The organism is Acidovorax sp. GW821-FHT11A03 (assembly GCF_058809075.1).
Genome location: NZ_JBXASG010000001.1, coordinates 242,006 through 268,188, shown reverse-complemented (window position 1 = coordinate 268,188; position 26,183 = coordinate 242,006). Strand labels below are relative to the sequence as shown.

General features: G+C 65.9%; 24 protein-coding genes and 1 tRNA gene. 8 read left to right on the top strand and 17 right to left on the bottom strand.

Translation table 11 applies throughout. The annotated features are described in order from the left end of the window. Positions 1-118 precede the first annotated feature (118 nt). The 12 genes from AC1RVY_RS01265 to AC1RVY_RS01210 form a co-directional block, all read right to left on the bottom strand. A complete protein-coding gene (locus AC1RVY_RS01265) occupies positions 119-319 on the bottom strand; it encodes a hypothetical protein (RefSeq protein ID WP_218294771.1) in 201 nt (66 codons plus the stop codon). Next, positions 319-2,172, bottom strand: a complete 1,854-nt coding sequence (locus AC1RVY_RS01260; protein WP_492804959.1) for an acyl-CoA dehydrogenase — start codon at positions 2,170-2,172, stop codon at positions 319-321. The genes AC1RVY_RS01265 and AC1RVY_RS01260 overlap by 1 nt, the downstream gene beginning before the upstream one ends. A 54-nt stretch (positions 2,173-2,226) precedes the next feature. After that, entirely contained in the window at positions 2,227-2,703 is a 477-nt protein-coding gene (locus AC1RVY_RS01255; protein ID WP_492804957.1) for a hypothetical protein, read from the bottom strand. A 144-nt stretch (positions 2,704-2,847) separates the two neighbouring features. After that, on the bottom strand, positions 2,848-3,351 hold the full coding sequence (locus AC1RVY_RS01250) for a PaaI family thioesterase (RefSeq protein ID WP_492804956.1): 504 nt from the start codon (positions 3,349-3,351) through the stop codon (positions 2,848-2,850). Between the two features lie 3 nt (positions 3,352-3,354). Beyond that, the gene (locus AC1RVY_RS01245) at positions 3,355-4,530 is read right to left on the bottom strand and encodes an acetyl-CoA C-acyltransferase (protein WP_218294768.1); all 1,176 of its coding nucleotides are present in this window, start codon (positions 4,528-4,530) and stop codon (positions 3,355-3,357) included. Positions 4,531-4,607: 77 nt separating this feature from the next. Further along, positions 4,608-6,707, bottom strand: coding sequence for a 3-hydroxyacyl-CoA dehydrogenase NAD-binding domain-containing protein (locus tag AC1RVY_RS01240; RefSeq protein ID WP_492804954.1), 2,100 nt, complete (start codon positions 6,705-6,707; stop codon positions 4,608-4,610). 309 nt (positions 6,708-7,016) lie between these two features. Continuing rightward, on the bottom strand, positions 7,017-7,712 hold the full coding sequence (locus AC1RVY_RS01235) for an ABC transporter ATP-binding protein (protein ID WP_218294766.1): 696 nt from the start codon (positions 7,710-7,712) through the stop codon (positions 7,017-7,019). 3 nt (positions 7,713-7,715) lie between these two features. After that, positions 7,716-8,507 carry an ABC transporter ATP-binding protein gene (locus AC1RVY_RS01230; RefSeq protein ID WP_218294765.1) on the bottom strand — a complete coding sequence of 264 codons (792 nt, stop codon included), beginning with the start codon at positions 8,505-8,507 and terminating at the stop codon, positions 7,716-7,718. A 2-nt stretch (positions 8,508-8,509) separates the two neighbouring features. Beyond that, positions 8,510-9,841, bottom strand: a complete 1,332-nt coding sequence (locus tag AC1RVY_RS01225) for a branched-chain amino acid ABC transporter permease (protein ID WP_218294764.1) — start codon at positions 9,839-9,841, stop codon at positions 8,510-8,512. A 4-nt stretch (positions 9,842-9,845) separates the two neighbouring features. Continuing rightward, positions 9,846-10,799 (bottom strand): branched-chain amino acid ABC transporter permease, encoded by a 954-nt coding sequence (locus tag AC1RVY_RS01220; RefSeq protein WP_218294763.1) that lies wholly within the window; start codon positions 10,797-10,799, stop codon positions 9,846-9,848. Between the two features lie 68 nt (positions 10,800-10,867). Beyond that, entirely contained in the window at positions 10,868-12,100 is a 1,233-nt protein-coding gene (locus AC1RVY_RS01215) for a branched-chain amino acid ABC transporter substrate-binding protein (protein ID WP_218294762.1), read from the bottom strand. A gap of 281 nt (positions 12,101-12,381) precedes the next feature. Then, positions 12,382-14,025, bottom strand: a complete 1,644-nt coding sequence (locus AC1RVY_RS01210) for a 3-(methylthio)propionyl-CoA ligase (protein WP_218341102.1) — start codon at positions 14,023-14,025, stop codon at positions 12,382-12,384. 216 nt (positions 14,026-14,241) lie between these two features. Between AC1RVY_RS01210 and AC1RVY_RS01205 the strand changes: the two genes are divergently transcribed. Continuing rightward, positions 14,242-14,928, top strand: coding sequence for a Crp/Fnr family transcriptional regulator (locus tag AC1RVY_RS01205; RefSeq protein ID WP_218341101.1), 687 nt, complete (start codon positions 14,242-14,244; stop codon positions 14,926-14,928). A 30-nt stretch (positions 14,929-14,958) separates the two neighbouring features. Here AC1RVY_RS01205 and AC1RVY_RS01200 read toward each other — a convergent pair whose 3' ends face one another. After that, complete coding sequence (locus tag AC1RVY_RS01200; RefSeq protein WP_492804950.1) at positions 14,959-16,665, bottom strand: carboxylesterase/lipase family protein; 1,707 nt, start codon at positions 16,663-16,665, stop codon at positions 14,959-14,961. Positions 16,666-16,848: 183 nt separating this feature from the next. On the opposite strand from AC1RVY_RS01200, the gene AC1RVY_RS01195 reads away from it, so the two are divergent. From AC1RVY_RS01195 to AC1RVY_RS01170, 6 genes are all read left to right on the top strand, one after another. Further along, positions 16,849-17,892, top strand: a complete 1,044-nt coding sequence (locus tag AC1RVY_RS01195) for an AraC family transcriptional regulator (protein ID WP_218341100.1) — start codon at positions 16,849-16,851, stop codon at positions 17,890-17,892. Between the two features lie 121 nt (positions 17,893-18,013). Continuing rightward, a complete protein-coding gene (locus AC1RVY_RS01190) occupies positions 18,014-19,495 on the top strand; it encodes a protein adenylyltransferase SelO (protein WP_492804948.1) in 1,482 nt (493 codons plus the stop codon). Further along, positions 19,492-19,905: a peptide-methionine (R)-S-oxide reductase MsrB gene (gene msrB / locus AC1RVY_RS01185; RefSeq protein WP_492804946.1), complete on the top strand. Its 414-nt coding sequence runs from the start codon at positions 19,492-19,494 to the stop codon at positions 19,903-19,905. Before AC1RVY_RS01190 ends, msrB begins: the two co-directional genes overlap by 4 nt. A 24-nt stretch (positions 19,906-19,929) precedes the next feature. Beyond that, a complete protein-coding gene (locus AC1RVY_RS01180) occupies positions 19,930-20,478 on the top strand; it encodes a septation protein A (RefSeq protein ID WP_218294755.1) in 549 nt (182 codons plus the stop codon). A 13-nt stretch (positions 20,479-20,491) separates the two neighbouring features. Then, a complete protein-coding gene (locus tag AC1RVY_RS01175; RefSeq protein WP_218294754.1) occupies positions 20,492-20,752 on the top strand; it encodes a BolA family protein in 261 nt (86 codons plus the stop codon). Between the two features lie 67 nt (positions 20,753-20,819). Continuing rightward, positions 20,820-21,605, top strand: coding sequence for a foldase protein PrsA (locus AC1RVY_RS01170; protein ID WP_218294753.1), 786 nt, complete (start codon positions 20,820-20,822; stop codon positions 21,603-21,605). A 144-nt stretch (positions 21,606-21,749) separates the two neighbouring features. On the opposite strand, the gene AC1RVY_RS01165 is transcribed toward AC1RVY_RS01170, so the two are convergent. From AC1RVY_RS01165 to AC1RVY_RS01150, 4 genes are all read right to left on the bottom strand, one after another. Beyond that, positions 21,750-22,547, bottom strand: a complete 798-nt coding sequence (locus AC1RVY_RS01165) for an acetyltransferase domain-containing protein (RefSeq protein WP_218341098.1) — start codon at positions 22,545-22,547, stop codon at positions 21,750-21,752. Between the two features lie 179 nt (positions 22,548-22,726). Continuing rightward, a tRNA-Pro gene (locus AC1RVY_RS01160) sits at positions 22,727-22,803 on the bottom strand. 172 nt (positions 22,804-22,975) lie between these two features. Further along, positions 22,976-23,227 carry a translation initiation factor IF-1 gene (gene infA, locus AC1RVY_RS01155; protein ID WP_218294751.1) on the bottom strand — a complete coding sequence of 84 codons (252 nt, stop codon included), beginning with the start codon at positions 23,225-23,227 and terminating at the stop codon, positions 22,976-22,978. 224 nt (positions 23,228-23,451) lie between these two features. After that, complete coding sequence (locus AC1RVY_RS01150) at positions 23,452-24,708, bottom strand: HPP family protein (protein ID WP_218341097.1); 1,257 nt, start codon at positions 24,706-24,708, stop codon at positions 23,452-23,454. A 251-nt stretch (positions 24,709-24,959) separates the two neighbouring features. Between AC1RVY_RS01150 and AC1RVY_RS01145 the strand changes: the two genes are divergently transcribed. Further along, the gene (locus AC1RVY_RS01145) at positions 24,960-26,147 is read left to right on the top strand and encodes an ABC transporter substrate-binding protein (RefSeq protein ID WP_218294749.1); all 1,188 of its coding nucleotides are present in this window, start codon (positions 24,960-24,962) and stop codon (positions 26,145-26,147) included. The last annotated feature ends 36 nt before the right edge of the window (positions 26,148-26,183 follow it).

Here is a 26,183-nt window from a genome sequence, read left to right as displayed (position 1 = left end):
GGGTCGTCTGCCCGGAACGGGGGCGCCACGCGCCGCGCTGTTCCGGCAGGGGAAATCAGTCAATGATTGTGCGGCGCGACGCGGGGCCATTGTGTCGCCCCCGCGTCGGCCGGCGGGGTCAGCCCGCCTTCAGGCGCGCGCGCACCGCGATCAGCGCCACGCCCACCACGGCCACCAGGGCGCCGCCCACCACCAGGCTCCAGCCCAGCGCACCATCGGTGCGCCCCGTGGCGATGCCCAGCACCAGCGTGAGCAGGCCGCCGTAGATGAGCGTCCAGATGAGCTTGTGCAGGCGTTGCAGCGTTCGGGGTGCCACCATCAGAACGCCTCTTCGGGAAAGGCGGCGCAGGTCGCATCGCGCGCGCTCACCACCTGCAGCCAGGCACCGATCTTGGGCAGCTCGTAGTGGAAGAAAAAGCGCATAGCGCCCATGCGGCCCACGCTGGCCGGCCGGGCCAGCTGTGCATCGGCGGCCAGCGTGACCAGCGCCACGTCCAGCCACACCCAGGCCAGCACCATGTGGCCAAAGGCCTGCATGTAGGGCACGGCATTGGCCAGCGCGTCGGCGGGCTGGCCCGTGGCCCATGCGGCCTTGGTGGCGGCGCCCACCTGCTGCAGCGCCGCGCCCAGCGCGTTGGCATGCGCCGCCAGCGCGGGCACCTGGATCGCGCGTTCGATGGTGGCATTGATGCGCCCGGCCAGCAGTTGCAGGCCACGCCCGCCCTCCATCAGCACCTTGCGGCCCAGCAGGTCCATGGCCTGGATGCCGTGCGTGCCCTCGTGGATCATGTTCAGGCGGTTGTCGCGCCAGTACTGCTCCACCGGGAAATCGCGCGTATAGCCGTAGCCGCCGTGGATCTGGATGGCCAGACTGTTGGCCTCCAGGCACCACTCGCTGGGCCAGCTCTTGGCGATGGGAGTCAGCACCTCCAGCAGCAGGCGCGCCTCGTCGGCGGCGGCCGAATCGCCCGTGGCCTGCTCGTCCACCAGGCGCGCGCAGAACAGGTTGAGCGCCAGTGCGCCCTCGCCGTAGGACTTTTGCGCCAGCAGCATGCGCTTGACGTCGGCGTGCTCGATGATGCGCACCTGCGGCTGGGCCACGTCCTTCACCACGGCAGCGGCGCCATCCTTGGGTCCCTGCACCGGACGGCCCTGGGGGCGGTTCTTCGCGTAGTCGAGGCTCGCGTAGTAGCCCGCCAGGCCCAGCATGGTCGCGGCCATGCCGATGCCGATGCGCGCCTCGTTCATCATGTGGAACATGCAGTGCAGGCCCTTGCCGGGCTGGCCTACCAGGTAGCCCACGGCGCCGACCTCGCCATCGACCGGGTACTTGCCCTCGCCGAAGTTGAGCAGCGTGTTGGTCGTGCCGCGCCAGCCGAGCTTGTGGTTCAGGCCCGCCAGCGCCACGTCGTTGCGCACGCCGGTGAGCTTGCCGTCGGTGTCCACCAGTTTCTTGGGCACGATGAAGAGCGAAATGCCCTTGGTGCCGGGCACGAGCTTGCCGTCGGGCCCGGGGATCTTGGCCAGCACCAGATGGATGATGTTCTCGGTGAGCTCGTGCTCGCCGGCCGAGATCCACATCTTGTTGCCCTTCAAGCGGTAGCGCGGGCCCAGCGGGTCGCTCTCGAAGCCCTCGCCATCGGGCACGGCGCGCGTGGCCACGTCGCTGAGCGACGAACCCGCCTGCGGCTCCGACAGGCACATGGTGCCCGAGAAGCGGCCCGAGAATTCGTTGAGCGCGAACACGGTTTTCTGCGCCTCGGTGCCATGCACCATCAACAGGTTGGCATTGCCCACCGTGAGCAGGCCCGAGCCCATGCTGATCGACGCCACGGCGAAGAAGCTGTTGGCCGCGGCCTCCACCGTGTAGGGCAGCTGCATGCCGCCAATGTCGTAGTCCTGCGCGGCACTGAGCATGCCCGAGGCCGCGTAGGCCTTCTGCGCATCGTGCGTGCACTGGGGCAGCGTGACCTTTTCGCCGTCGAAATGAGGCTCCTCGATGTCCACCGTGCGGTTGAAGGGCGCGTACTTCTCGCGCGCGATGCGCTCGCAGGTGTCGAGCACCGCGTCGAAGGTGTCGCGCGAATGGTCGGAAAAACGCGTGCGGGCCGTCAGGGCCTTGGCATCAAGCCAGTCGTACAGCAGGAAGTCGAGGGTGGAACGCAGGGTCATAAGGTCTCCTTGTCACTGCGTGCAATGCCCGGTCCAGCCCCTGCGTTCAGGGGCTCAGCGTGCGGGCAGCACAATATTCTTGAAACACCAGTAGTCCATGTCCGAATCGGGCCTGGGCTGGCAACTGGCCTCGCCCAGCTGCAGGCGCGATGCACCCGCGGGGAGCGGCGGGAAGGTGATCTTGAGGATCTTGGTGCGGCCGGGCTTCACCACATCCATCTTCACATTGCAGAACGTCAGGCCGCTGATCGCCTGCTGCTGCAGCACGGCGCCGCTGCCCAGGTCCTTGAGCGTGAACGCATCGGCCGAGCCGGTGGGCTGCGCGCAGGCCTCAAACGCCTCGTCGGTGGTGTTTTTCACCAGCAGCGTCACACGCGTCTGCCGCGCGTCGAGCACGATGTCCTGCAGCACCACGTCAGGATCGGACTCCAGCGGCAGCTGGAGCTTGAAGCTCTCGGCGTGGGCGCCACATGCCACGGCCAGGGCCGACAGGGCGACAAGAAGGGGGGCGGAAGAAAGCAGGCAACGCATGGAAGGTACCGGGTTGGGGTGGAGGACGGAGGCCAGGGCCACCAGCGCACCGGTGGCCGCGGGGATTCTGCCCGTGCGGCCGGCACCGGACCTCCACGTCACGCCCCGACAAAGAAACAATTTGTAGTCCGCCCCTTCATCCCGTCAGTCTCCGCCCGCCGCGGCCCCTTCGCCCGGCACGCCCTGCCCCGCCGCAGCGGGCAATGCCGCAATCGTGCCCTGCGCCACGGCGCAGAGCTTTTCCTGCCCGCCCCGGACCGCAAACACCTCGCAGCGGCATACAGCCTGGCTCTTGCCATGGTGCACCGCCTCTGCACGGGCCAGCAGGCGTTCGCCCACCGCGGGCCGCAGGTAGTTGATCTTGAACTCGGACGTGACCACCGGCACCTGCATGGCCGTTCCGCCGGCATAGGTGAGCGCGTTGTCCGCGAGATAGCTCACCACCCCGCCGTGCGCAAAACCATGCTGCTGGAGCAGTTGCGGCGTGAGCGCCAGGGACAGCTCGCACCGGCCCGGCGCCAGCGCCGCCAGCTCCGCCCCCAGCAGCACGCTGAAGGGCTGGTTGGCCAGCACCTGCCGGCCCAGCGCCAGGAAGGCCTCGGGCGAGGCCATCCCGGACCGCATGTCGGTGGAGCGGTCCGAGGCCATGCCTCAGAACACCTCGAACACGCCAGCGGCACCCATGCCGCCGCCAATGCACATCGTCACGCACACGCGCTTGGCGGCGCGGCGCTTGCCTTCGATGAGCGCATGGCCCGTGAGGCGCTGGCCCGACACGCCGTAGGGATGGCCCACGGCAATGGCCCCCCCGTTCACGTTCAGGCGGTCCGCCGGAATGCCCAGCTTGTCGCGGCAATAGATCACCTGCACCGCGAAGGCTTCGTTGAGCTCCCACAGGTCGATGTCGTTGACCGTGAGACCCAGCTTCTTGAGCACCTTGGGCACGGCGAAGACCGGGCCGATGCCCATCTCGTCGGGTTCGCAGCCCGCCACCGCGAAGCCCAGGAAGCGGCCCAGGGGTTTCAGGCCCTTCTTGCTGGCGTACTCCTCGCTGGTCACCACGCAGGCGCCCGCGCCGTCGGAAAACTGGCTGGCATTGCCGGCCGAGATCAGGCCGCCGGGCAGCGCCGAGCGCAGGCCCTGGATCGCCTCGACAGTGGTGCCTTCACGCGTGCCTTCGTCCTTGCTCACCGTGACCTGCCTGGTGATCAGGCCCAGTGTCTTGTCGGCCACGCCGGCAGTGACGGTGATGGGGGCGATCTCGGCGTCGAAGAGGCCGGCGGCCTGCGCCGCGCAGGCCTTTTGCTGGCTGGCGGCACCGTATTCGTCCATGGCTTCACGGCCGATGTTGTAGCGCTTGGCCACCTGCTCGGCGGTCTGCAGCATGCTCCAGTAGATCTCGGGCTTCTGCTTGGCCAGGGCCAGGTCCTGGATCATGTGCAGGTTCATCTCCTGCTGCACGCAGGAGATGCTCTCCACGCCGCCGGCCACGAACACGTCGGCTTCGCCCGCGATGATGCGCTGGGCGGCCAGGGCGATGGTCTGCAGCCCGGAGGAGCAGAAACGGTTCACCGTCACGCCCGAGCTCGTGATGGGCAGGCCGGCCTTGAGCGCGATCTGGCGGGCGATGTTGCTGCCGGTGGCGCCTTCGGGCGTGGCGCAGCCCATGATGACGTCATCGACATCGGCGCCGTCGATGCCGGCGCGCGCCACGGCGTGCTGCACGGCATGGCCGCCCAGCGTGGCGCCGTGGGTCATGTTGAAGGAACCCTTCCAGCTCTTGGCGAGCGGGGTGCGGGCGGTGGAAACAATCACTGCGGAGGTCATGGGGAAATCCTTTCAGGGGGTGGAACGCACCCGTGGCGGCCTGCGGCCTGCGCACGCGGTGCGGCTTCGCATCGATGTCAGTTGAACGCCTTGCCTTCTGCGGCGAGTTTGGCCAGCAGCGGGGCGGGCTTCCAGAACGCCGCATCGTCGTTGGGGTTCTTGGCAAAGCGGTCCATGGCCTGCACCACGTTGAACAGGCCCACTTCGCTGGCGTAGTGCATGGGGCCGCCACGGTGGATGGGGAAGCCGTAGCCCGTGAGGTACACCATGTCGATGTCGCCCGACTTGCTGGCGATGCCGTCTTCCAGGATGTGCGCGCCTTCGTTGACCAGGGCGAACACCAGGCGCTGCACGATCTCTTCGTCCGAAATCTTGCGCGGCGTGATGCCCAGTTCCTTGCGGTGGTCTTCGATCATCTTGTTGACCAGGTCGCTCGGGATCGCATCGCGCTTGCCGGCCTGGTAGTCGTACCAGCCCGCGCCTGTCTTCTGGCCAAAGCGGCCCAGCTCGCAGAGTTTGTCAGCCGTGCGGCTGTACTTCATGTCGGCGCGCTCCACGGCGCGGCGCTTGCGGATGGCCCAGCCGATGTCGTTGCCGGCCAGGTCGCCCATGCGGAACGGACCCATGGCAAAGCCGAACTTCTCGACCGCCTTGTCCACCTGCTGCGGAGTGCAGCCTTCGTCCAGCAGGAAGCCGGCCTGGCGGCTGTACTGCTCGATCATGCGGTTGCCGATGAAGCCGTCGCACACGCCCGAGACCACCGAGGTCTTCTTGATCTTCTTGCCGATGGCCATCACGGTGGCCAGCACGTCCTTGGCGGTTTGCTTGCCGCGCACCACTTCCAGCAGCTTCATCACGTTGGCGGGGCTGAAGAAGTGCATGCCCACCACGTCCTGCGGGCGCTGGGTGAAGGCGGCGATCTTGTCCACGTCAAGCGTGGAGGTGTTGGAGGCCAGGATGGCACCGGGCTTGGCCACGGCGTCGAGCTGCTTGAAGACGGCTTCCTTCACGCCCATCTCCTCGAACACGGCCTCGATGATGAGGTCGCAGTCCTTCAAGTCGTCGTAGCTCAGCGTGGTGCTCAGCAGGGCCATGCGCTGCTCGTACTTGTCCTGCTTGAGCTTGCCCTTCTTGACCTGGGCTTCGTAGTTCTTCTTGATCGTGGCCACGCCACGGTCCAGGGCTTCCTGCTTCATCTCCAGGATCTTGACGGGGATGCCCGCATTCAGGAAATTCATGGAGATGCCGCCACCCATGGTGCCCGCGCCGATCACGCCCACCAGCTTGATGTCGCGCTTGGGGGTGTCGGACGGCACGTCGGGAATCTTGCTGGCCGCACGCTCGGCCATGAACAGGTGGCGCAGCGCGCGCGACTCGGCCGTCCACATCAGGTTGATGAAGATCTCGCGCTCGACCAACATGCCTTCGGCAAACTTCTTCTTCGTGGCGGCTTCGACCGCGTCCACGCACTTGGCGGGCGCCGGGAAGTTCTTGGCCATGCCCTTGACCATGTTGCGCGCGAACTGGAAGTACGCGTCGCCTTCGGGATGCTTGCAGGGGAAATTGCGCACCAGGGGCAGCGGACGGGCGTCAGCCACGCTCTGGGCGAAGGCCAGGGCTTCCTGCGCCAGGGACTCGGCGGACGCGGCCATCTTGTCGAACAGCTTCTGGCCTGGCACGCCACCAATCATTTCGCTCTTGACGGGCTCGCCGCTCACGATCATGTTGAGCGCCGCCTCCACGCCGATCACGCGCGGCAGGCGCTGCGTGCCACCCGCGCCGGGGATCAGGCCCAGCTTGACTTCCGGCAGCGCGATGGCGCAGCCAGGCGCGGCAATGCGGTAGTGGCAACCCAGAGCCAGCTCCAGGCCACCGCCCATGGCGACCGTGTGCATGGCGGCGACGACGGGCTTGGCCGAGTTCTCGATGGCGGCGATCACCGACAGCAGGTTGGGCTCCTGCAGGGACTTGTCGGTGCCGAACTCCTTGATGTCGGCCCCTCCGGAGAAGGCCCCGCCAGCGCCGGTGATGACGATGGAAGTGACCGCTGCATCGGCATTGGCACGGCCGAGGCCGTCCACGATGCCCTGGCGGGTCGCCAGACCGAGTCCGTTGACGGGGGGATTGGCCATGGTGATCACGGCAACGGAGCCGTGGACTTTGTATTCAGCGGTCATGGTGCTGTTGTTCCTTGGAGAGTGAAAAAGAACGATCGTGCGTTTTTATTGTAGAGACTTCGCGCGGCGCTGGCGTGTCAATTTGTCCCGGTGGGGACATGGCTCCTGGCCGCCAACCCGTCTCTTCGGGCAAAAAAAGAGGCGCCAGGTCAGTCCAGGCGCCTCTCTCGGCCAATCACAGGCTGTAGCAGGGCTCATGGCCTTTGAATCGGACGCGGCCAAGGCCAGCGCTCCCGCGCAAGGGCCGCCCCGCCGCGCTGGGAGCGTCCCCCCCGTGGGGGGATGGCGCGAAGCGACTCAGGAGGGCCTTCATACCTCCAGCCATTCCTTGCGGATGTAGTTGTCGGCCCGCAGGCTGTCCGGCGTGCCCTGGAAGACGATGGAGCCATGCCCCATCACCAGCGCGCGGTCCGAGATCTTCATGGCGATGGTCAGCTTCTGCTCGATCAGCAGCACCGAGATGCCGCGCGCCTTGATGGTCTGCAGGTACTGGCCCACCAGTTCGACGATCTTGGGCGCCAGGCCCTCGGTCGGCTCGTCGATGATGATCAGGTCCGGGTCGCCCATGAGCGTGCGGCACAGCGTGAGCATCTGCTGCTCGCCGCCGGACATCACCCCCGCCTCGGTGTGCTGGCGCTCCTTGAGGCGCGGGAACATCTCGTACATGTCGTCGAACGACCAGCGGCTGCCCTTGCCGTTGCCCTTCTGGCCGAGCAGCAGGTTCTGGTGCACGGTGAGGTTGGGGAACACGTCCCGGCTCTCGGGCACGTAGCCCAGGCCCAGGTGGGCGATCTCATAGGCCTTCTTGCCATTGAGGTCCTGGCCCTTGAACTGCAGCGTGCCCTCCCAGTCCACCAGTCCCATGATGGCCTTGGCGGTGGTGGAGCGGCCCGAGCCGTTGCGCCCGAGCAGCGCCACGATCTCGCCGGGCTGCACGTCGAAGCTCACGCCATGCAGCACATGGCTCTTGCCGTAGTAGGCGTGGAGATTGTCTATTTTCAGCATAAGTCAGTGTCCCGCGCCCTGCTCGTCGGCCACGGCCGATCCCAGGTAGGCCTCCTGCACGCGCGCATTGGCGCGCACCTTCTCGGGTGTATCGAAAGCGATCACCTCGCCATACACCACCACGGCGATCTTGTCGGCCAGGCCGAACACCACGCCCATGTCGTGCTCCACCGTGAGCAGGGTGCGGCCCTCGGTCACCTCCTTGATCAGGTGGATGAAGCGCGTGGTCTCGCTCTTGCTCATGCCGGCCGTGGGTTCGTCCAGCAGGATCACGTTGGCGCCGCCCGCGATGGTGATGCCGATCTCGAGAGCGCGCTGCTCGGCATACGTGAGGTTCATGGCCAGCGTGTCGCGTTTCTTGTCGAGCTTGATCATCTCCATGAGCTGCTTGGCGCGCTCGTTGGCGTCGTGCAGGTTCGACAGGAAACGCAGGAAGGTGTAGCGGTAGCCCATGCTCCACAGCACGCCGCAGCGCAGGTTCTCGAACACCGAGAGCTTGGGAAAGATGTTCGTGATCTGGAAGCTGCGCGACAGCCCCTTGCGGTTGATCTCGTACGGTGCCAGGCCGTTGATGCGCTGGCCGTTGAGGATCACGTCCCCACTGGTGGGTGCGAAGCGCCCGCTGATGAGGTTGAACAGCGTGGACTTGCCCGCGCCGTTGGGGCCGATGATGGCCACGCGTTCGCCCGGAGCGACCGCCAGGTTCGCGCCACGGATGATTTCCGTCTTGCCAAAGCTCTTGCGCAGGTCGCGCAGTTCGAGCGCATAGGTATTGGTTGCGTTGTCAGCCGCCATGTTTACAGCGCCTCCCCACGCTTGATTTCATGTTCGATCTCTTCCTGGATCGTGCTCCACTGGCGCACGAACTGGCGACGGCAGAGTTCAAAGAGTCCAAAGCCCGTGACCATCACGAAAATGGCGCCGAACCAGCTCGTGAAGCCCTTGGCATTGAGTGTCGCGCCCAGGAACGTCAGCTCAGGCCCCAGCGCTGCGTTGAGCTGCAGGTGGTAGGTCATCTCGATCATGCAGGCCGCACCCATCACGCCCACCAGCGCCGTGCCGGCCAGGGCCAGGTAGGAGCTCCAGAGCGGGCGCAGCTTGCCGTACTTGGCCAGCCGCAGGTTCATCATGATCAGGCTGGCGATGCCGCCGGGCGCATACATCACCATGAACAGGAACACGAGGCCCAGGTACAGCAGCCAGGCCTTGGACAGCTCGGACAGCAGCACCGACGCCAGCACCAGCAGCACCGCGCCGATGATGGGCCCGAAGAAGAAGGTGGCACCGCCCAGGAACGTGAACAGCAGGTAGCCGCCGGATCGGATCACGCTCAGGCTGTCGGCGCCCGTGATGATCTCGAAGTTGATGGTGGCCAGCCCCCCGCCAATGCCCGCGAAGAAGCCCGCGATGATGAACGCGAAGTAGCGCACGCGCTGCGTGTTGTAGCCGATGAACTCCACGCGCTCGGGGTTGTCGCGCACGGCGTTCAGGATGCGGCCCAGCGGCGTGCCGGTGAACGCGAACATGGCGGCGGTGCAGACGAAGCAATAGGCTGCGATCAGGTAGTACACCTGCATGCCCGAGCCGAAGTTCAGGCCGAAGAAGGCCTTGCCATACACGCGGTCGGTGGTAATGCCGCCCTCCCCGCCAAAGAACTCAGGGAACATCAGCGCCATGGAGGCGACCAGTTCGCCAATGCCCAGCGTGATCATGGCGAAGGTGGTGCCCGACTTCTTGGTCGTCACGAAACCGAGCAGGATGGCGAAGAACGCTCCGGCCAGGCCGCCGACCAGCGGGATGAACACCAGGGGAATGTTGACCGAGCCCTTGGTCGCCATGTTCATCGCGTGGATGGCGATGAACGAACCCAGCCCGGTGTACACCGCGTGGCCGAAACTCAGCATCCCCCCCTGCCCCAGCAGGATGTTGTAGGACAGGCAGATGATGATCAGGTAGCCGATCTGCGAGAGCATGGTCAGCGCCAGGCTGCTGCGAAACAGCATGGGCGCGACGATGAGCATGACCGCGAACAGGGTCCAGATCATGAACCGGCCCACGTTCCACGGCTTGAACCGGTAGTAGGAGGTGGCGCTGGAAACAGCGGGGGTGGTTGTCGTAGTGGAATTCATGGCATCAGTCCTCCCGCGTGCCCAGAAGGCCCTTGGGGCGGAAGATCAGGATCAGCACGAGGAACAGATAGGGCAGGATGGGCGCCACCTGGGAAATCGTGAGCTTGAGCAAGGGATAGCCGAAGGTCTGGTCGGTCACCGCCACGCCCACGGCCTGGAAGACATGGATCAGCGAATAGTCGAGCGCCACGGCGAAGGTCTGCACCAGGCCGATGAGCAGCGACGCGAGGAAGGCCCCCGCCAGCGAGCCCATGCCGCCGACCACCACCACCACGAAGATGATGGAGCCCACCGATGCCGCCATCGCGGGCTCGGTCACGTAGGTGTTGCCGCCGATCACGCCGGCCAGGCCGGCCAGCGCGGCGCCGCCGCCGAACACCAGCATGAAGACGCGCGGCACGTTGTGGCCCAGCGCTTCCACCATCTCGGGGTACTTGAGTGCCGCCTGGATCACCAGGCCGATGCGTGTGCGCGTGAGCAGCAGCCACACGGATACCAGCATCAGCAACGCCACCAGCATCACGAAAGAGCGCGACTTGGGAAACTGCGTGCCATACAGGGAGAACAGGGGTCCCTGCAGTTGCTCCGGAAGGCCATAGGGCACGGTGGAGCGTCCCCACACCAGTTGCACCACTTCAAGAATCAGGTACGAAAGGCCGAAGGTGACCAGCAGTTCGGGCACGTGCCCGAATTTGTGCACCCGGCGCAGGCAGTAGCGCTCGAAGGCGGCGCCCAGCGCGAACACGACGAGCGGGGCCAGCACCAGCGCCGGCCAGAAGCCCACCACCCCGGAGATGGTGAACGCGAAATAAGCCCCCAGCATGTAGAAGCTGGTGTGCGCAAAGTTGAGCACCCCCATCATGCTGAAGATCAGCGTGAGGCCCGAGCTCAGCATGAACAGCAGGAGCCCGTAGCTCACGCCGTTCAGCAGGGAAATCACGAAAAACTCAGGATTCATTGGAATTTTTCATTGCAAGGTAAAAAAAAGGCCCGAGTAGGTCGGGCCTCGAAGCGATGGAACCGGATTTACGGGCGCTTCATCTGGCACGACGTGGGCGTGCTGGCCACATAGGGCTCGTAGTACTTCACAGGGACGAAGGTGTAGCCGGTGTTCTCCGAGTCGATCGGGAACTTGGCGCCCGCCTTTTCCCACTTGGAGATGAACAGGCCCTGCTGCAGCTGGTGATCGGTCTTGCGCATCTCGACCTCGCCGTTGAAGCTCTTGAACTTCATGCCTTCGAACACGGCGGCCACCTTGACCGGGTCGGTGGACTTGGCCTTGGCGAAGCCTTCGGACAGCATGGTGAACGCGTGGTACACGGCACCGGTGTACATGTCGTCGTTGAACTTCTTCTTGTAGTCCACCACGATCTTGTTGAGCTCACCCGGCAGGTTCATGTGCGCATAGGCCACCATGTACACGCGGCCCGCCGCGGCGGCGCCCATGGCCGTGGGGCTGCCGGTGACGGAACCGTAGTAGGTGTAGAAGTTGACGTTGTTCAGGCCCGCGTCGTTGGCCGCCTTGATCAGCAGCGCCAGATCGGAACCCCAGTTGCCGGTGATCACGCTGTCGGCACCCGACTGCTTGATCTTGGCGATGTAGGGCGAGAAGTCGCGCACCTGGGCCAGGGGGTGCAGGTCGTCGCCGACGAACTGCACGTCGGGGCGCTTGCGCTGCATCATTTCCTTGGCGAACTTCGCCACCTGGTGGCCGTGCGAGTAGTTCTGGTTGATCAGGTAGACCTTCTTGACTTCAGGCAAGTCCTTCATGTAGGTCGTCAGCGCTTCCATCTTCATGGAGGTGTCTGCATCGAGACGGAAGTGCCAGTAGCTGCACTTGCTGTTCGTCAGGTCGGGGTCCACGGCCGCGTAGTTCAGGAACAGCACTTCCTTGCCGGGATTGCGCGCGTTGTGCTTTTCCAGCGCGTCCATGATGGCAAGGGCCGGACCGGAGCCGTTGCCCTGCACGACGTAGCGTGCGCCCTGGTCCATGGCCGAACGCAGGGCGCTCGTGGTCTCCTGGGGGCTGAGCTTGTTGTCGATGCCGATGATCTCGAATTTGACGCCCGCCGGGTTCTTCTTGTTGAACTCTTCAGCGATGAACTGGAAGCTCTTGAGCTGGTTCGTTCCCACTGCCGCCATCAGGCCGGAGAGCGGGTCGAGCCAGGCGATCTTCACCGTCTCGCCCTTTTGAGCGAATGCCCCGCCAGCGCTTGCCAACAGTACCGAGGCTGCTACAGCCTTAATAGCAAATTTCATGGTCTTGTCTCCTTGTAAATCAACACAACGCAGCGTACCGCGTTGCAACAAAGCGATGCTCAGGGATTGCCCCTACCAGCGTCGCACACGTGACTGGAATCGGTGTCACCCCCTGTGGCGCTGCGCGCCTTCACCCTCTCTCGCTGCGCGGGAGGGGGACGCACCCGGTGGCCCGGCAAAGCCGGTTCCACGGGTGCACTGGCCTGGCCTGGTCTGGTCTGCGCCAGATTCGACGGCCACGACGACGGCGATGCATTGAGGCCACCGCCGTCAAGCTTTCTTCAAAGGCCCGGAAGCTTGTAGTCCTTCAATTGCTCGCGCAATTTGGTCTTGAGCATCTTGCCGGTGGCGCCCAGTGGAATGGCCTCGACGAACACCACGTCGTCGGGGATCTGCCACTTGGCGGTCTTGCCTTCGTAGAAGGCCAGCAGCTCCTCGCGCGTGACCTCGGTGCCGGGGCGCTTGACCACGGCCACGATGGGGCGCTCATCCCACTTGGGATGCGGCATGCCCACGCAGGCCGCCATCGCAATCGCGGGGTGCGCCATGGCGATGTTCTCGATGTCGATGGAGCTGATCCATTCGCCGCCGGACTTGATCACGTCCTTGCTGCGGTCGGTGATCTGCATGAAGCCGTCGGCATCGATGGTGGCCACGTCGCCGGTGGGAAACCATCCCCGGCGCTGGGCATCCTGGATGAGCGGATGGCCGCCCTCGCCCTTGAAGTAGCTGTCCACGATCCACGGCCCCTTGACCAGCAGGTCGCCGTAGGTCTTGCCGTCCCAGGGCAGCTCGCTGCCGTCGCTGCCCACGATCTTCATGTCCACGCCGTAGATCGCGCGGCCCTGCTTCTGCAGGATCTTCATCTGGTCGTCCTTGGACATGGCCAGGTGCTTGTTCTTGAGCGTGCACAGCGTGCCCAGCGGGCTCATCTCGGTCATGCCCCAGGCGTGCAGGACTTCCACGCCGAAGTCTTCCTTGAACGCATGGATCATCGCGGGCGGGCAGGCCGAGCCGCCGATGACGGTGCGCCGGAGCGTGGAGAACTTCAGGCCGGCCGGCTTCATGTGGCCCAGCATCATCTGCCACACGGTGGGCACGCCGGCCGCGTAGGTGACCTTCTCGGATTCGATGAGTTCGTAGATCGACTTGCCATCCATGGCCGGGCCGGGGAACACCAGCTTGCAGCCCGTGAGCGCCGCCGAGTACGGGATGCCCCAGGCATTGACGTGGAACATGGGCACCACGGGCAGCACCGAGTCGCGTGCCGACAGGCACATCACGTCCGGCAGCGCGGCGGCATAGGCGTGCAGCGTGGTCGAGCGGTGGCTGTAGAGCGCGGCCTTGGGGTTGCCCGTGGTGCCGCTGGTGTAGCACATGCTCGATGCCGAGTTCTCGTCGAACGCGGGCCAGGCGTAGTCCGGCGACTGCGCGCCGATCCAGGCTTCGTAGCTCGTGAGGCCGGGGATGCCGGAATCCGCGGGCAGCTTGTCCGCATCGCAAAGGGCCACCCATTTCTTCACCGTGGGGCACCGGGCATGCACGGCCTGCACCAGGGGCAGGAACGTCACGTCAAAGCACAGCACCTGGTCTTCGGCATGGTTCATGATCCAGGCGATCTGGTCGGGGTGCAGGCGCGGGTTCACGGTGTGCAGCACCCTGCCGGAGCCGCTCACGCCGAAATACATCTCCATGTGGCGGTAGCCATTCCAGGCCAGGGTGGCCACGCGGTCGCTGAACGCGAGCTTGAGCTCGTCCAGCGCATTGGCCAACCGGCGTGCACGCGCGCCCAGATCGCGGTACGTGTAGCGGTGGATGTCGCCCTCGACCCGCCGCGACACGATTTCGGCATCGCCATGGTGGCGCTCTGCGAACTCGATCAACGACGAAATCAGCAACGGTTGGCTCTGCATCAGGCCCAGCATGTGTGCTCCTTGGATGTTGTGGTGAATGGAATGGTCATCGTAGCGCGGCGTGTCTCATTGCGGTGTCGCCCAGGGCAAGCGGACTGGCCGGCCGGCGCACATGCAACAGGGCCGCAGTGTGCGCGCGGCGGCCGCGCCTGCCAACACCTGTCGTCCCATTGACAAAGGCCAAGGGAATACCCTGAACGCCTGGCGTGGGCGGTGACAATCACGCCCATGCTCAGTTCCGCCCCCTCCGCCCCACGGTTCATCGCGGCCCAGCCCTGGTTTGCCAGCGTGCCCGCAGCCCTGCAGGAGCGCCTGCGCGCCGAGGTATTCGCCACGCACGGCGACAAGGGCGCAGTGATGATGCCGGCCGGCAGTGCCGTGCAAGGCTGGCACGCGGTGCTGTCCGGCCTGGTGATGCTCCAAAGCCCCGCCAGCCAGGGGCGCTCCTCGGCCTTCATCGGCGTGCCCGATGGCGAATGGTTCGGCGAAGGATCGGCCATGAAGCCCGAGCCCCGCCGGTACCACGTGGTCGCCCTGCGCCCCACCACGCTGCTGTGCCTGCCGCTGCCGCTGTTCGCAACGCTGCGCGAGAGCAGCCTGGCGTTCAACCAGTTTCTGGTGCTGCACCTGAACATGCGGCTGGGCCAGGCCATGACGATCATCGAGGCCGGACGGACCCAGTCCACCGAGCACCGCGTCGCGCTGTACCTGAGCCGCCTGTTCTGGCGCAGCACGCGGCGGCTGAACCTCACGCAGGACGAGCTGGGCCAGCTGGTGGGCCTGTCGCGCCAGACGGTGAACAAGGTGCTGCGCGCGCTGGAAGGCATGGGCATCGTGTCGCTGGACTTCGGACGTGTGGCCATCGTGGACGACGAGGCGCTGAACGCGTACCTCGCCGCCACCGCGGCGCGCTGACACCCTGCAGATCGCACTGGCACCCTCACCTTATTGCACACTCAGGCGCACGGCCTTCTGGTCGGCGTCGAACAGGAGCCGGCTGGGCCACGGCTTCCAGTTTTGGTTCACCGTCGCGTTGTTCGGATCTCCCGTGTGGACGAAGGCGCGCACGCTGTCCATCATGGCCTTGGAGAGCGCCAGGCGCCCTGGCTGGTTGGCCGCGCTGTTGGTGGCCCTGGCAAAGACCGAGGGCCCGAAGTTGCCAAACAGGAACGGCAGGTCGAACGCATGCGCCGCGCCGTACACGTCGTTCCAGGGCGCGGGCTGCTGCGCCCAGTTGAACTGGTAGCTCCATACCGCGGATTGCTGGCTGCGCAGGGTGTTGAGCAGGTTGTCGCGGCTCGGGTCGATGAACACGCTGCCCAGCAGGCGGGTGCGCGCGTTGTAGCCCGTGCCGGGCGCCGTCACGGGCAGATAGGAGGCATCCAGGATGTCGCCGGCCGTGAGCGTGGTGGGCGCGTCGGGGTTGAACTTCTGCATCATCGCGAAGCGGTCCGCGTCGGAAATCTTCATCCCTGGCTTGCCCCCCAGCAATGCCAGGAACGGCGCGAACAGCTTGCCCTCGTCCGCCGTGTAGCCGGACAGGACAGGCACCTTGTGATAGCGCCCGGCCCCCAGTTCGGCGATCGGATCGGCGGGCACCACCACGCCGTCGGGGATGGGGCCGGACCCGGTGAGCCCGTTCTTGAGCAGCGTCTGCAGGATCACGCTCGCATCCTTGCCGCGCAGGTAGCCGGCCACCTGGGAGGCGGGCCAGCCCGCGACCAGCGCCTGGGCCGCGGGCAACGCGGGCGCCAGGCCGTCGGCCAGCGCCAGATGCGCCAGCAGCATGCCGGACTGGGTGGCATACCGGGATGCGGGATTGAGCGTGGGAATGGAGCCGGGCGGCAGATTCGCCGCCAGCGAAATCCCCCCGCTCACCGGCAGGAGCTTGTGGAACAGCCCAGCAGCCTGGGGCGCCGTCAGCAGCGCCAGCGCATTGATGGCGCCCGCCGACTGCCCCATCAGGGTGACATTGCCCGCGTTGCCGCCAAAACCGGCGATGTTGTTCTGGATGAAGCGCAGTGCCAGCACGTTGTCGAGCAGGGCGTAGTTGCCTGTATAGGGCTGGCCGCCGCCGTGCAGCTGGGGCAGCTGCATGAACCCCAGCACGTCCAGGCGGTAGTTGGCGGTCACCACCACGGCATTGGCCGCGCGGGCCAGCGCCGCGCCGTCGTACACGGGATCGGCGGTATAGCCCGAGATGGCGCTGCCGCCGTGCAGGAACAGCAGCACGGGGAGGTTGTCCTGCGACGTGGCCGGGCGCCAGATGTTGAGCGTCAGGCAATCCTCGTTCCCCACGGGCGTGTTGAGCGTCTGGCCGATGGTGTCGTCGAACCGGTTGTTGGCGCCGGGACCGTAGATGCGGCCCATCTGCAGGCAGGCATTGCCGAACTGGCTGGCATTGCGTTCGCCCGACCACGCCACGGGCTCCACCGGCGGCTGCCAGCGCAGCTCGCCCACCGGCGGCCTCGCGAAGGGAATGCCCTTCCAGGCATAGGTGCCGGTGGCGGCGCTGTCGTCCACGCCACGCACCATGCCGTAGCGGGTTTCCCGCAGCTCGGGGGGCTTGCCGTCCGAACCGCCACACGCCGTTGTCGCCAACACCGACAGCACGGCGGCACTCCACCGCAGACACCACTGAAAATCGGGCATGTTTTGTCTCCTTTGGGGTTTTCAGGAATGGGGCGGGCCTCTCTGAAGCGTCACACTTGCGGCAGGGCCCGTCCTCAGCGACGATTGTGTGAATGCTTCGCCTTCGGCCCACTATCGCAACCTCGCCAAAACAGTGACTTCAGAACACCACCCTAGCGTTAACCCTGAGGGGAAAAACCACCCATGACCCCACGCACCAGTTCGGCCGCCTGGGTGCGGGGCATCGCGGACATGTTCGCGGCCGAGGGCCTGCCGGCCGCGCAGCTGTGCACCGAGGCGGGCATCGACCTGGCCGCGCTGCACCTGCCCCAGACCCGCGTCGACGTGGACCGAGTGAGCCGCCTGTGGGAGCTGGCCGCGGCGCAGTATGGCAAGCCGGGGCTGGGGCTCGACCGCAACCTGACCGGGCGCTACGGCAACGTGGATCTGGTGGGCTATGCGCTGGCGTCGGGCCCCAATCTCCTTGTTGGGTTTCAGCACCTGCAGCGGCACATGGCGGTGATCTCGGACGCCACCACCTTCGAGATGGAGCGCGGGCCGCGCGGGTACTGGCTCGTCCTGAGCCACATCGGCGCCACCCGGCCCATTCCGCGCCAGCGGGTCGAGTTCGCCGTGCTGACCCTGCTGACCCTGTGCGGCTGGCTGACGCGCCGCGAGCTCACGCCGCTGGCGGTCGAACTCATCACCCCGCCGCCCGCGGACGAGGCGCGCTACCGCTCCGCCTTCGGCCTGCTGCCGCACTTCAGCCAGCCCGCCAACCGCTTCCTGCTGGCCGAGGCCGACCTTCTGGCCCCCATTCCCACCCACAACCCCAGCCTGTGGGCCCTGCACGAAAGACTGGTCGAGACCGAACTGGACCACCTGGGCCAGACGCTGGCCAGCACGCGCGTGCGCACCGAGGTGGCCCGCATCCTGCACCTGGGCGAACCCCGCCGCGAAGACGTGGCGGCGCGCCTGCACCTGACCGACCGCACGCTGCAGCGGCGCCTGCAGGCCGAATCCGTGAGCTACCAGCAACTGCTGGACGACACGCGGCGCGAGCTGGCCGGCCAGTACCTGAGCGATGAGCGCCGCAGCCTGGCGGAGGTGGCCGATCTGCTGGGGTTCGCCGACCAGAGCAACCTGTTTCGGGCGTGCAAGCGCTGGTTCGGCATGCCGCCCGGCCAGTACCGGGCCCACGTACTGCACGCGGAGCCCGAAAGCACGGCATCCGAACAGGGCGCCTGAGAACACCCGGCGAACCCACGCGGGCCGCGCGGCGGCCTGCGCGCGGCGCAACGGGTTCCACCCTCCCCCACCCATGGCCCTGCCGGGGCCGGGGCATCACCGGTGCGAGACAATCGACCCCATGAACCTGCCCGCCGACAGCGACACCACCGCCGACATCGGCCTGGCCTGGAACCATGGTTTCGCGGCCCTGGGACCGGACTTTTTCACCGAACTGCGCCCGACCCCGCTGCCCGCGCCGCACTGGGTGGGAACCAGCGCCGCCGTGGCGCGGCTGATCGGCCTGGACCCTGCATGGCTGGAGAGCGACGAAGCCCTGCAGGCCTTCACGGGCAACGTGCTGCTCGCTGGCTCGCGGCCCCTTGCAAGCGTCTACAGCGGGCACCAGTTCGGCGTCTGGGCCGGCCAGCTGGGCGACGGCCGGGCCATCCTGCTGGGGGAAACCGCCGGCGGGTTGGAAATCCAGCTCAAGGGCGCGGGGCGCACGCCCTACTCCCGCATGGGCGACGGGCGGGCCGTGCTGCGCTCCAGCATCCGCGAATTCCTGTGCAGCGAGGCCATGCATGGCCTGGGCATTCCGACATCGCGCGCGCTGTGCATCACCGGCTCGCCCGCGCCCGTGCGCCGCGAAGAGATCGAAACAGCCTCCGTGGTCACGCGCGTGGCCCCCAGTTTCGTGCGCTTTGGCCATTTCGAGCACTTCGCCGCCAACGACCTGCAGCCACAGCTTCGGGCCCTGGCCGACTATGTCATCGACCGCTACTACCCCGAATGCCGGGGCACCACCGAGGTCGGCGGCAATGCCTACGCCGCGCTGCTGCAGGCCGTGAGCGAGCGCACGGCCAGGCTGATGGCGCAGTGGCAGGCCGTGGGGTTTTGCCACGGGGTGATGAACACCGACAACATGAGCATCCTGGGCCTGACCATCGACTACGGCCCTTTCCAGTTTCTGGATGCCTTCGTGCCCGGCCACGTGTGCAACCACAGCGATACCCAGGGCCGCTATGCCTACAACCGCCAGCCCAACGTGGCGTACTGGAACCTGTTTTGCCTGGCGCAGGCGCTGCTGCCCCTGATCGGCGACCAGGAACTGGCCAAGCAGGCCCTGGAGTCCTACAAGAGCGTGTTCCCCGAGGAATTCATGGCCCGCATGCGCGCCAAGCTGGGGCTTGCGGGCGCCAGCGAAGGCGATGGGCAACTGATCGACGGCATCCTGCAGCTGCTCGCCCGCAACGGTGTGGACTACACGATCTTCTGGCGCCGCCTGTCGCATGCAGTGGCCGGGCGCGATTTCGAGCCCGTGCGGGACCTGTTTGCCGACCGCGCCGCCCTGGACCAGTGGTTGCTATCCTATTCAGAGCTACTGACGCTTGATGGGCAAGCGCCAGCAGCCGATTTAATGCTGAAAACGAATCCCAAGTTCGTCTTGCGCAACCACCTGGGCGAGCAAGCCATCCGTGCGGCGAAACTTGGCGACTTCAGTGAACTCCAAACCCTTCAGCGGCTGCTGGAGTACCCCTTCGACGAGCACCCCGGGCACGACGCCTACGCAGCCTTCCCGCCCGACTGGGCGTCTTCCATCGAGATCAGCTGTTCATCATGACCTACCCCGTCCAGAAGACCGAAGCCGAGTGGCAAGCCATCCTGCAGGGCAAGGGCGCCGAACCCGCCGCCCTGCAGGTGACGCGCCATGCCGCCACCGAACGCCCCTTCACCGGCAAATACGAGGCCCACTGGGCCGATGGCAGCTACCACTGCATCTGCTGCGGCGCGAAATTGTTCGATTCGGTGACCAAGTTCGATGCCGGCTGCGGCTGGCCCAGTTTCTCCGAGGCCATCCCCGGGGCGATCACCGAGATCGTGGACCGCAGCCATGGCATGGTCCGCACCGAGACAGTGTGTGCACAATGCGGGGCCCACCTGGGCCATGTCTTCGAAGATGGCCCCACCCCCACCGGCCTGCGCTACTGCATGAACTCGGCCTCGCTGGATTTCGAATCCGACAAGGACTGAGCCCCGAGACCCGCCCCTGACCCCATGAAAATCCTGATCGACTTCTTCCCCATCCTGCTGTTCTTCGGGGCCTACAAGCTGTACGGCATCTATGTGGGCACCGCGGTGCTCATGGGCGCCACCGTCGCGCAGATGGCCCTGATCTACGCCATCGACCGGCGCCTGCAGACCATGCACAAGGTGACCCTGGTGCTGATCCTGCTGTTCGGCACGCTCACGCTGGTGCTGCAGGACGACCGCTTCATCAAGTGGAAGCCCACCGTGCTGTACGGCGCCATGTCCGTCGCGCTCGCGGTGGCGGTGTGGATCATGAAGAAGAACTTCCTCAAGATGCTGCTGGGCAGCCAGCTGACCCTGCCAGAGGGTGTGTGGCACCGGCTGAACGTCGCCTGGATCGTGTACTGCGCGTTCATGTCGGCCATCAACGCGTATGTCGTCGTCAACTTCAGCACCGAGGCCTGGGTGGACTTCAAGCTCTGGGGGTATGCCTTCCCGCTGGTCTTCCTGGTGGGCCAGGGCATCTATGTGGCGCCCCACCTCAAGGGCGACGAAGGCGATGAGCCCGCAGCCTGAAGGACGACCTGCCATGACCACACTCGCGCAGCAGATGCACCAGGCCCTGGCGGACCGGCTCACGCCCACGGCCCTGGAAGTGCTCGACGAAAGCGCCGCCCATGCGGGACATGCGGGGGCCAACGGCACTGGTTTCGGCACCCATTTCCGGGTCCGCATTTCGTCACCTTTGTTTACAGGCAAGGCCCGGGTCGCGCAGCACCGCCTTGTGTATGATGCGCTGCAAGAATTTATTGACCAAGGGGTTCACGCCCTTGCCATTGAAGTTCTCTGAACCGGCCCCCATGTCCCCAGTTGCCGGAACTCAGCTGGCAAACAACCTCTCATTTTTTGGATTCCGCATGAAGAAACAGCTCCTGTCCGGCCTCGTGGCCGCCGCCGTGCTGGGCACGATGGCCCTGCCCGTTTCCGCCCAGAATGTCGCCATCGTCAACGGCAAGGCCGTGCCGAAAGAGCGCGTCGAGGCACTCAAGCAGCAAGTGGAGCGCTCGGGCCGCCCCGTGACACCGGACATCGAAGGCCAGATCAAGGAAGAAGTCATCACCCGCGAAATCTTCATGCAGGAAGCGCAAAAGCGCGGCCTGGAAGGCTCGGCGGACTACAAGGCGCAAATGGATCTGGCCCGCCAGACCATCCTGATCCGCGAACTGTTCGCCGACTACCAGAAGAAGAACCCGGTGACCGATGCCGAAATCCAGGCTGAGTACGACAAGTTCGTCGCGGCCAACAGCGGCAAGGAATACAAGGCCAGCCACATCCTGGTGGAAAAGGAATCGGATGCCAAGGCCATCATCGCTTCCATCAAGAAGGGCGCCAAGTTTGAAGACATCGCCAAGAAGCAATCCAAGGACCCAGGGTCCGGTGCCAAGGGCGGCGACCTGGATTGGGCCAACCCTTCCAGCTATGTGAGTGAATTCACCGAAGCCCTGGTCAAGCTCGAAAAGGGCAAGATGACCGACGCCCCCGTGAAGAGCCAGTTCGGCTGGCACGTCATCCGCCTGGACGATGTGCGCCAGGCAGAACTGCCCAAGCTGGAAGAAGTGAAGCCCCAGGTGGCACAGCAGCTGCAACAGCAAAAGCTGGCGAAGTTCCAGGAAGACCTGCGCGCGAAGGCCAAGGTCGAGTAACGGGTCCCGCCGCATCGCATTGCTGCGATGCCCGCCCGAAACGAACGCGGCCCAGGCCGCGTTTTTTCATGGTGGCACAGCCGCGTTTCTGTCGATGCCGCATGCAGCGCATGCATCAGCGCCCCCCTGCTCCCCGCGCGCTAGCTAGCCCTTCGTCGTGATCCAGGCCACGGCCATCAGCAGTCCGATCATCACGGGCTGGTGCAGCATGTAGTAGCTCAGGCTCCACCGGCCCAGCAGTGCCAGGGGCTGAAAAGCCCCCGGAAGCCGCCCAAACGGCGCCCCCCCGGCCCGCGCCCCCGCCGCCATGGCCCATTGGCCAGCGGCCAGCCCCCACCACAGCACGCCCAGCCAGGGCAGCACCGGCACGTAGTCCTCCGTGAACGGCTTGCGAGAAACCAGGCCCAGCCAGTTGAGGGCACGTCCGTTGAACCACGGCGCGGCCTCGGACCATGCGCTGGCCAGAAGCTGCTGCGCCAGCGGCGGAAGCGCCACCGCCACCAGCCCTGCCAGCCACAGCCACCGCCCCCAGCCCGCCGTGCCTCTGGCGATGAGCAGCATCACCGCCATGCCGTGGAGCACGCCAAAATAGATAAAGCTGCGCGGGAACATCACGAACGACCCCGCGGACACCAGCAGCGCGCAACCGGCGATCTGCAGCCATCGCCGCCCAAACCGTCGCCACCCCTGCCCCTGCTGCAGTGCAATGGCCTGCCCCAGGCCGGCACAGAACAGGAACAGGCTCACGATCGCCGTGCGCTGCAGGGTCCAGACCGGATCGCCCCGGAAATCCTGGGGCCAGAAACCCAGATGGCTCAGGTCAAAGCAAAAATGAAACACCGTCATCCACACCATCGCCAAGCCGCGCAGGGCATCGACGCTGTCATAGCGCGGCGACGAATGGAAAAACGAAGCGGGTAAAGGGGAAGGCACGCGGTTCATTGCATTGCAGGCGAAGGGGCGGCGAGCGGTGACGGGGGTGCGGATGGCAGCTCGCGAGCCCCGATGGTACGGAAATCCGATGCCGCCGCGGCAGCCGCGTGGAACCGCAACCAGGAACCGGGAAAACCAGCAGGCAAGAAAAAAGGCCCTGCAGCATGTGCTGCAAGGCCTTCAAACATTGGTCGGAGCGGCGGGATTCGAACTCGCGACCCTCTGCTCCCAAAGCAGATGCGCTACCAGGCTGCGCTACGCTCCGACAGCTCGTATTCTAACCCGGGAATTTGCCTGTTTTTGGCTCGATGCCCGCTTTTTGTGATTTTTCTGAAAGCAATTCATGGGGACCGGCACCGACAGGTATCACACCCCGTGCGAAGCAGCGCGCGGTCACGGGAACAGCAAGAAAACCAGCGGACCTCAAGCCCAGGGGATCAGCGGTTGCTGGAAGGGCCAGGGCCACGGCCGGCCAGATGGCGGAAGGTGATGCGCCCCTTGGTCAGGTCATAGGGCGACATTTCCAGGGATACCTTGTCACCCGCCAGGATGCGGATGTGGTGCTTGCGCATCTTTCCGCCGGTGTATGCGATCAGTTGGTGACCGTTGTCCAGCGTGACGCGAAAGCGCGAGTCGGGCAAGACTTCCGTCACGGAGCCTTGCATTTCAATGAGTTCTTCTTTGGCCATGTTCTATCTCTTCAAAACAAATATTCTGTGATCGGCGCCTGATTCGTGCATCCACCACGGCAGCTACCGCGTGGGACGGTGCTCGACACACGGTGCATTGCGGGCGGTGGGAGTCGCTGCACCCGGGGCGCAGATCAGGCAGAGGGCCGGGGGAGACGGCGTCAATGGACAGGCAGAGCGCTGTGCAAAGCCTGTCGATTGTACCGCGATGTGCAGCAATCTGCCTACGGCCTTGCCTGGGCGGCCGGGGCCGCCTGCGCACGAGGCGCCCGGGGCGGTGCAGACATGCCATCTTCGGCGCGCCCCTGCACGGCCACGGCGAGGGTCCGCACCAGATCGGTCTGGGTGATGACGCCCGCCAGGCGGTCTTCTTCGTCCACGATGGGGATGTGGTGGTGGCCCCCCTGCGAAAACAGGGGAACGAGGTCCATGGCGTGCTGCCCGGTCCGGGCCACCTGAACCGGGTGGGACATGATCTGGTCCACCGCAGTGGGCTGGCCGCTGCGGCCCATGACCAGCGCACGCAGGCGCTGGCCCAGGCCTTCATGCAGGTCCAGGTTGGCGAGCCGCATGAAATCCGCCACGGTCACGATCCCGATGACCTGCCGCTGCATATCGACCACGGGCAGCGCCTTGATCTGCTCGCTGCGCATCAACGTCCATGCCTCCTTGAGCGAGACACCCGCCTCCACCGCGAACGGAGGCTTGGACATGATGTCCGCACAGCGCACATCTCCCAGCGTGCGCTGGAACGCGGCACGCCCCGCCAGATGGAGCAGGCCCTCCAGGTCGGCCCGGCTGACATCGAGCACCTGGTTGTAGTGGGCCAGCGCCGCGTCCACGTCAGAGGCGGTGAACGCGCCTTTGGCGACGTGGGTTCTGGGCGCCACCCGCTGTGGATGAGGATACCGGCGCCCGGTGAGACCGTTGTAGACCATGGCCGCGATCAGCAGGATCACGACATTGAACAGAATGGGAAACACGGCCAGATGCAAGCCATCGCCCGCCGTCAGCACCACATACAGGGCCATGGCACCGCCCGGCGGGTGCAGGCAGCGCAGCGGCACCATGAGCGCAATGGCCAGTCCCACGGCCAGGGCGCCGGATATCACGGGGTCAGGCACCACCGCCGAGCACAACGCCCCCACCAGCGCCGACAGCGTGCTGCCGCCCAGCACCGGCCACGGCTGCGCCAGGGGACTCGACGGCATGCCGAACACCAGCACGGCGCTGGCCCCCAGGGACGCCACCATCCAGGGGCCCGAGGCCGCATCGCCCGCCCACCACCGGCTGAGCAATGCCGTGATGAGAACCCCGATCACGGCACCGGCGATAAAGCGCAGGCGTTCACGCCCGTCGATGCCCAGCGGCGCAGGCCAGAAATTGCGAAGCCAGCGCAGGGTCCGGACATACGCAGATGCGTCTGCCCCCTCCATGGCGGCAGAAGAAGACACGGAATGATCGGAGTCGGATGGGGGCATGGAGCAGCAGCAGCGGTTCGCGGCAACGCAACCGCTTCAGGGCGGAGTCCCTCGCCGTCACGAGGGGCATGAGGCGCGGGCGTTCGAAAGGAGGTTCTGGACAACCCCTATTTTGCCGCCTTCATGCCAGGCGATCCCGGGGCGCCCCACCAAGCCCCCATCGCTGTGTCCCCGGTACGGGTAAGCCATAGGTTTCCTGCAGGGGACGTTGGGGTAAATTGCTTTAAGCCTAAACAAAGGAGCTCCATTCCATGACCACCCGCCGCCTCGTCATCAGCCGCAGCGCCGCCCTCGTTGGCGCCGCATCCACGGGCCTGTTGCTGCCCTCCATCGTGCGTGCGCAAAGCGGCAAGGTACGGGTGGGTTTCATGCTGCCCTACACCGGCACCTTCGCCCAATTGGGGGTGGCCATAGAGAACGGCGTGCGCCTGGCCATCGACCAGCAAGGCGGCAAGCTCGGCGGGCGCGAGATTGAGTGGTTCAAGGTGGATGATGAGTCCGAGCCCAGCAAGGGCGTCGAAAACGCCAGCAAGCTGGTGCAGCGCGACAAGGTGGACGTGCTGATCGGCACCGTGCACTCGGGCGTGCAGATGGGCATCCAGAAGGTGGCGCGCGACACCGGCGTGCTCAACCTCATCCCCAACGCGGGCGTGCATGCCGCCACGCGCGCCCTGTGCGCACCCAACGTGTTCCGAACCTCCTTCAGCAATTCCCAGCCCACGCTGGCCCTGGGCAAGGCCATGGTCGAGAAGGGCCACAAGAAGGCCGTGTGGATCACCTGGAAGTACGCGGCCGGCGACGAGGCCTTCGAAGGCTTCAAGCAAAGCTACACCGCCGCGGGCGGCACCATCGTCAAGGAGCTGGGCCTGCCCTTCCCCAATGTGGAGTTCCAGGCGCTGCTGACCGAGATCGCCGCGCTCAAGCCCGATGCCGTGGCCTGTTTCTTCGCCGGCGGGGGCGCCGCCAAGTTCATCCGGGACTACGCGGCGGCAGGCCTCAAGGACAAGATTCCGCTGTACGGGTCGGGCTTCCTGACCGAAGGCGTGCTGGACGCCGCGGGCCCTGCGGCCGACGGCATCATCACCACCATGCACTACAGCGATTCGCTGGACACGCCGCGCAACAAGCAGTTCCGCCTGGAATACGCCAAGGCGTTCCGCAGCCAGCCCGACGTCTACGCGGTGCAGGGCTACGACACGGGCCTGCTGCTGGTGCAGGGCGCCAATGCCGTGAAGGGTGATCTGTCTGCCAAGCCCGCCGTCATCAAGGCCATGGAAAACGCCACCATCGACAGCCCGCGCGGCAAGTGGACGATGAGCAAGTCGCACAACCCGGTGCAGGACATCTACCTGCGCCGCGTGGAGAACAAGGAAAACAAGGTGATCGGCGTGGCCGCCAAGGCCCTGGCCGACAGCGGCGCAGGATGCCGAATGGGCTGAAGCCCCCGCGCGCCGCGGACGGCCCGCCCAAGGCGC

Bases quoted from the DNA above. Each gene is read 5' to 3' on its own strand.
- AC1RVY_RS01180 (WP_218294755.1), top strand. From the start codon at position 19,930: ATGAAAATCCTGATCGACTTCTTCCCCATCCTGCTGTTCTTCGGGGCC.
- AC1RVY_RS01210 (WP_218341102.1), bottom strand. From the start codon at position 14,025: ATGCTGGGCCTGATGCAGAGCCAACCGTTGCTGATTTCGTCGTTGATC.
- AC1RVY_RS01255 (WP_492804957.1), bottom strand. From the start codon at position 2,703: ATGCGTTGCCTGCTTTCTTCCGCCCCCCTTCTTGTCGCCCTGTCGGCC.
- AC1RVY_RS01165 (WP_218341098.1), bottom strand. From the start codon at position 22,547: ATGAACCGCGTGCCTTCCCCTTTACCCGCTTCGTTTTTCCATTCGTCG.
- AC1RVY_RS01240 (WP_492804954.1), bottom strand. From the start codon at position 6,707: ATGACCGCTGAATACAAAGTCCACGGCTCCGTTGCCGTGATCACCATG.
- AC1RVY_RS01215 (WP_218294762.1), bottom strand. From the start codon at position 12,100: ATGAAATTTGCTATTAAGGCTGTAGCAGCCTCGGTACTGTTGGCAAGC.
- AC1RVY_RS01150 (WP_218341097.1), bottom strand. From the start codon at position 24,708: ATGCCCCCATCCGACTCCGATCATTCCGTGTCTTCTTCTGCCGCCATG.
- AC1RVY_RS01220 (WP_218294763.1), bottom strand. From the start codon at position 10,799: ATGAATCCTGAGTTTTTCGTGATTTCCCTGCTGAACGGCGTGAGCTAC.
- AC1RVY_RS01265 (WP_218294771.1), bottom strand. From the start codon at position 319: ATGGTGGCACCCCGAACGCTGCAACGCCTGCACAAGCTCATCTGGACG.
- AC1RVY_RS01195 (WP_218341100.1), top strand. From the start codon at position 16,849: ATGACCCCACGCACCAGTTCGGCCGCCTGGGTGCGGGGCATCGCGGAC.
- AC1RVY_RS01145 (WP_218294749.1), top strand. From the start codon at position 24,960: ATGACCACCCGCCGCCTCGTCATCAGCCGCAGCGCCGCCCTCGTTGGC.
- AC1RVY_RS01225 (WP_218294764.1), bottom strand. From the start codon at position 9,841: ATGAATTCCACTACGACAACCACCCCCGCTGTTTCCAGCGCCACCTCC.
- AC1RVY_RS01170 (WP_218294753.1), top strand. From the start codon at position 20,820: ATGAAGAAACAGCTCCTGTCCGGCCTCGTGGCCGCCGCCGTGCTGGGC.
- AC1RVY_RS01190 (WP_492804948.1), top strand. From the start codon at position 18,014: ATGAACCTGCCCGCCGACAGCGACACCACCGCCGACATCGGCCTGGCC.
- AC1RVY_RS01245 (WP_218294768.1), bottom strand. From the start codon at position 4,530: ATGACCTCCGCAGTGATTGTTTCCACCGCCCGCACCCCGCTCGCCAAG.
- AC1RVY_RS01200 (WP_492804950.1), bottom strand. From the start codon at position 16,665: ATGCCCGATTTTCAGTGGTGTCTGCGGTGGAGTGCCGCCGTGCTGTCG.
- infA (WP_218294751.1), bottom strand. From the start codon at position 23,227: ATGGCCAAAGAAGAACTCATTGAAATGCAAGGCTCCGTGACGGAAGTC.
- AC1RVY_RS01230 (WP_218294765.1), bottom strand. From the start codon at position 8,507: ATGGCGGCTGACAACGCAACCAATACCTATGCGCTCGAACTGCGCGAC.
- msrB (WP_492804946.1), top strand. From the start codon at position 19,492: ATGACCTACCCCGTCCAGAAGACCGAAGCCGAGTGGCAAGCCATCCTG.
- AC1RVY_RS01205 (WP_218341101.1), top strand. From the start codon at position 14,242: ATGCTCAGTTCCGCCCCCTCCGCCCCACGGTTCATCGCGGCCCAGCCC.
- AC1RVY_RS01250 (WP_492804956.1), bottom strand. From the start codon at position 3,351: ATGGCCTCGGACCGCTCCACCGACATGCGGTCCGGGATGGCCTCGCCC.
- AC1RVY_RS01175 (WP_218294754.1), top strand. From the start codon at position 20,492: ATGACCACACTCGCGCAGCAGATGCACCAGGCCCTGGCGGACCGGCTC.
- AC1RVY_RS01260 (WP_492804959.1), bottom strand. From the start codon at position 2,172: ATGACCCTGCGTTCCACCCTCGACTTCCTGCTGTACGACTGGCTTGAT.
- AC1RVY_RS01235 (WP_218294766.1), bottom strand. From the start codon at position 7,712: ATGCTGAAAATAGACAATCTCCACGCCTACTACGGCAAGAGCCATGTG.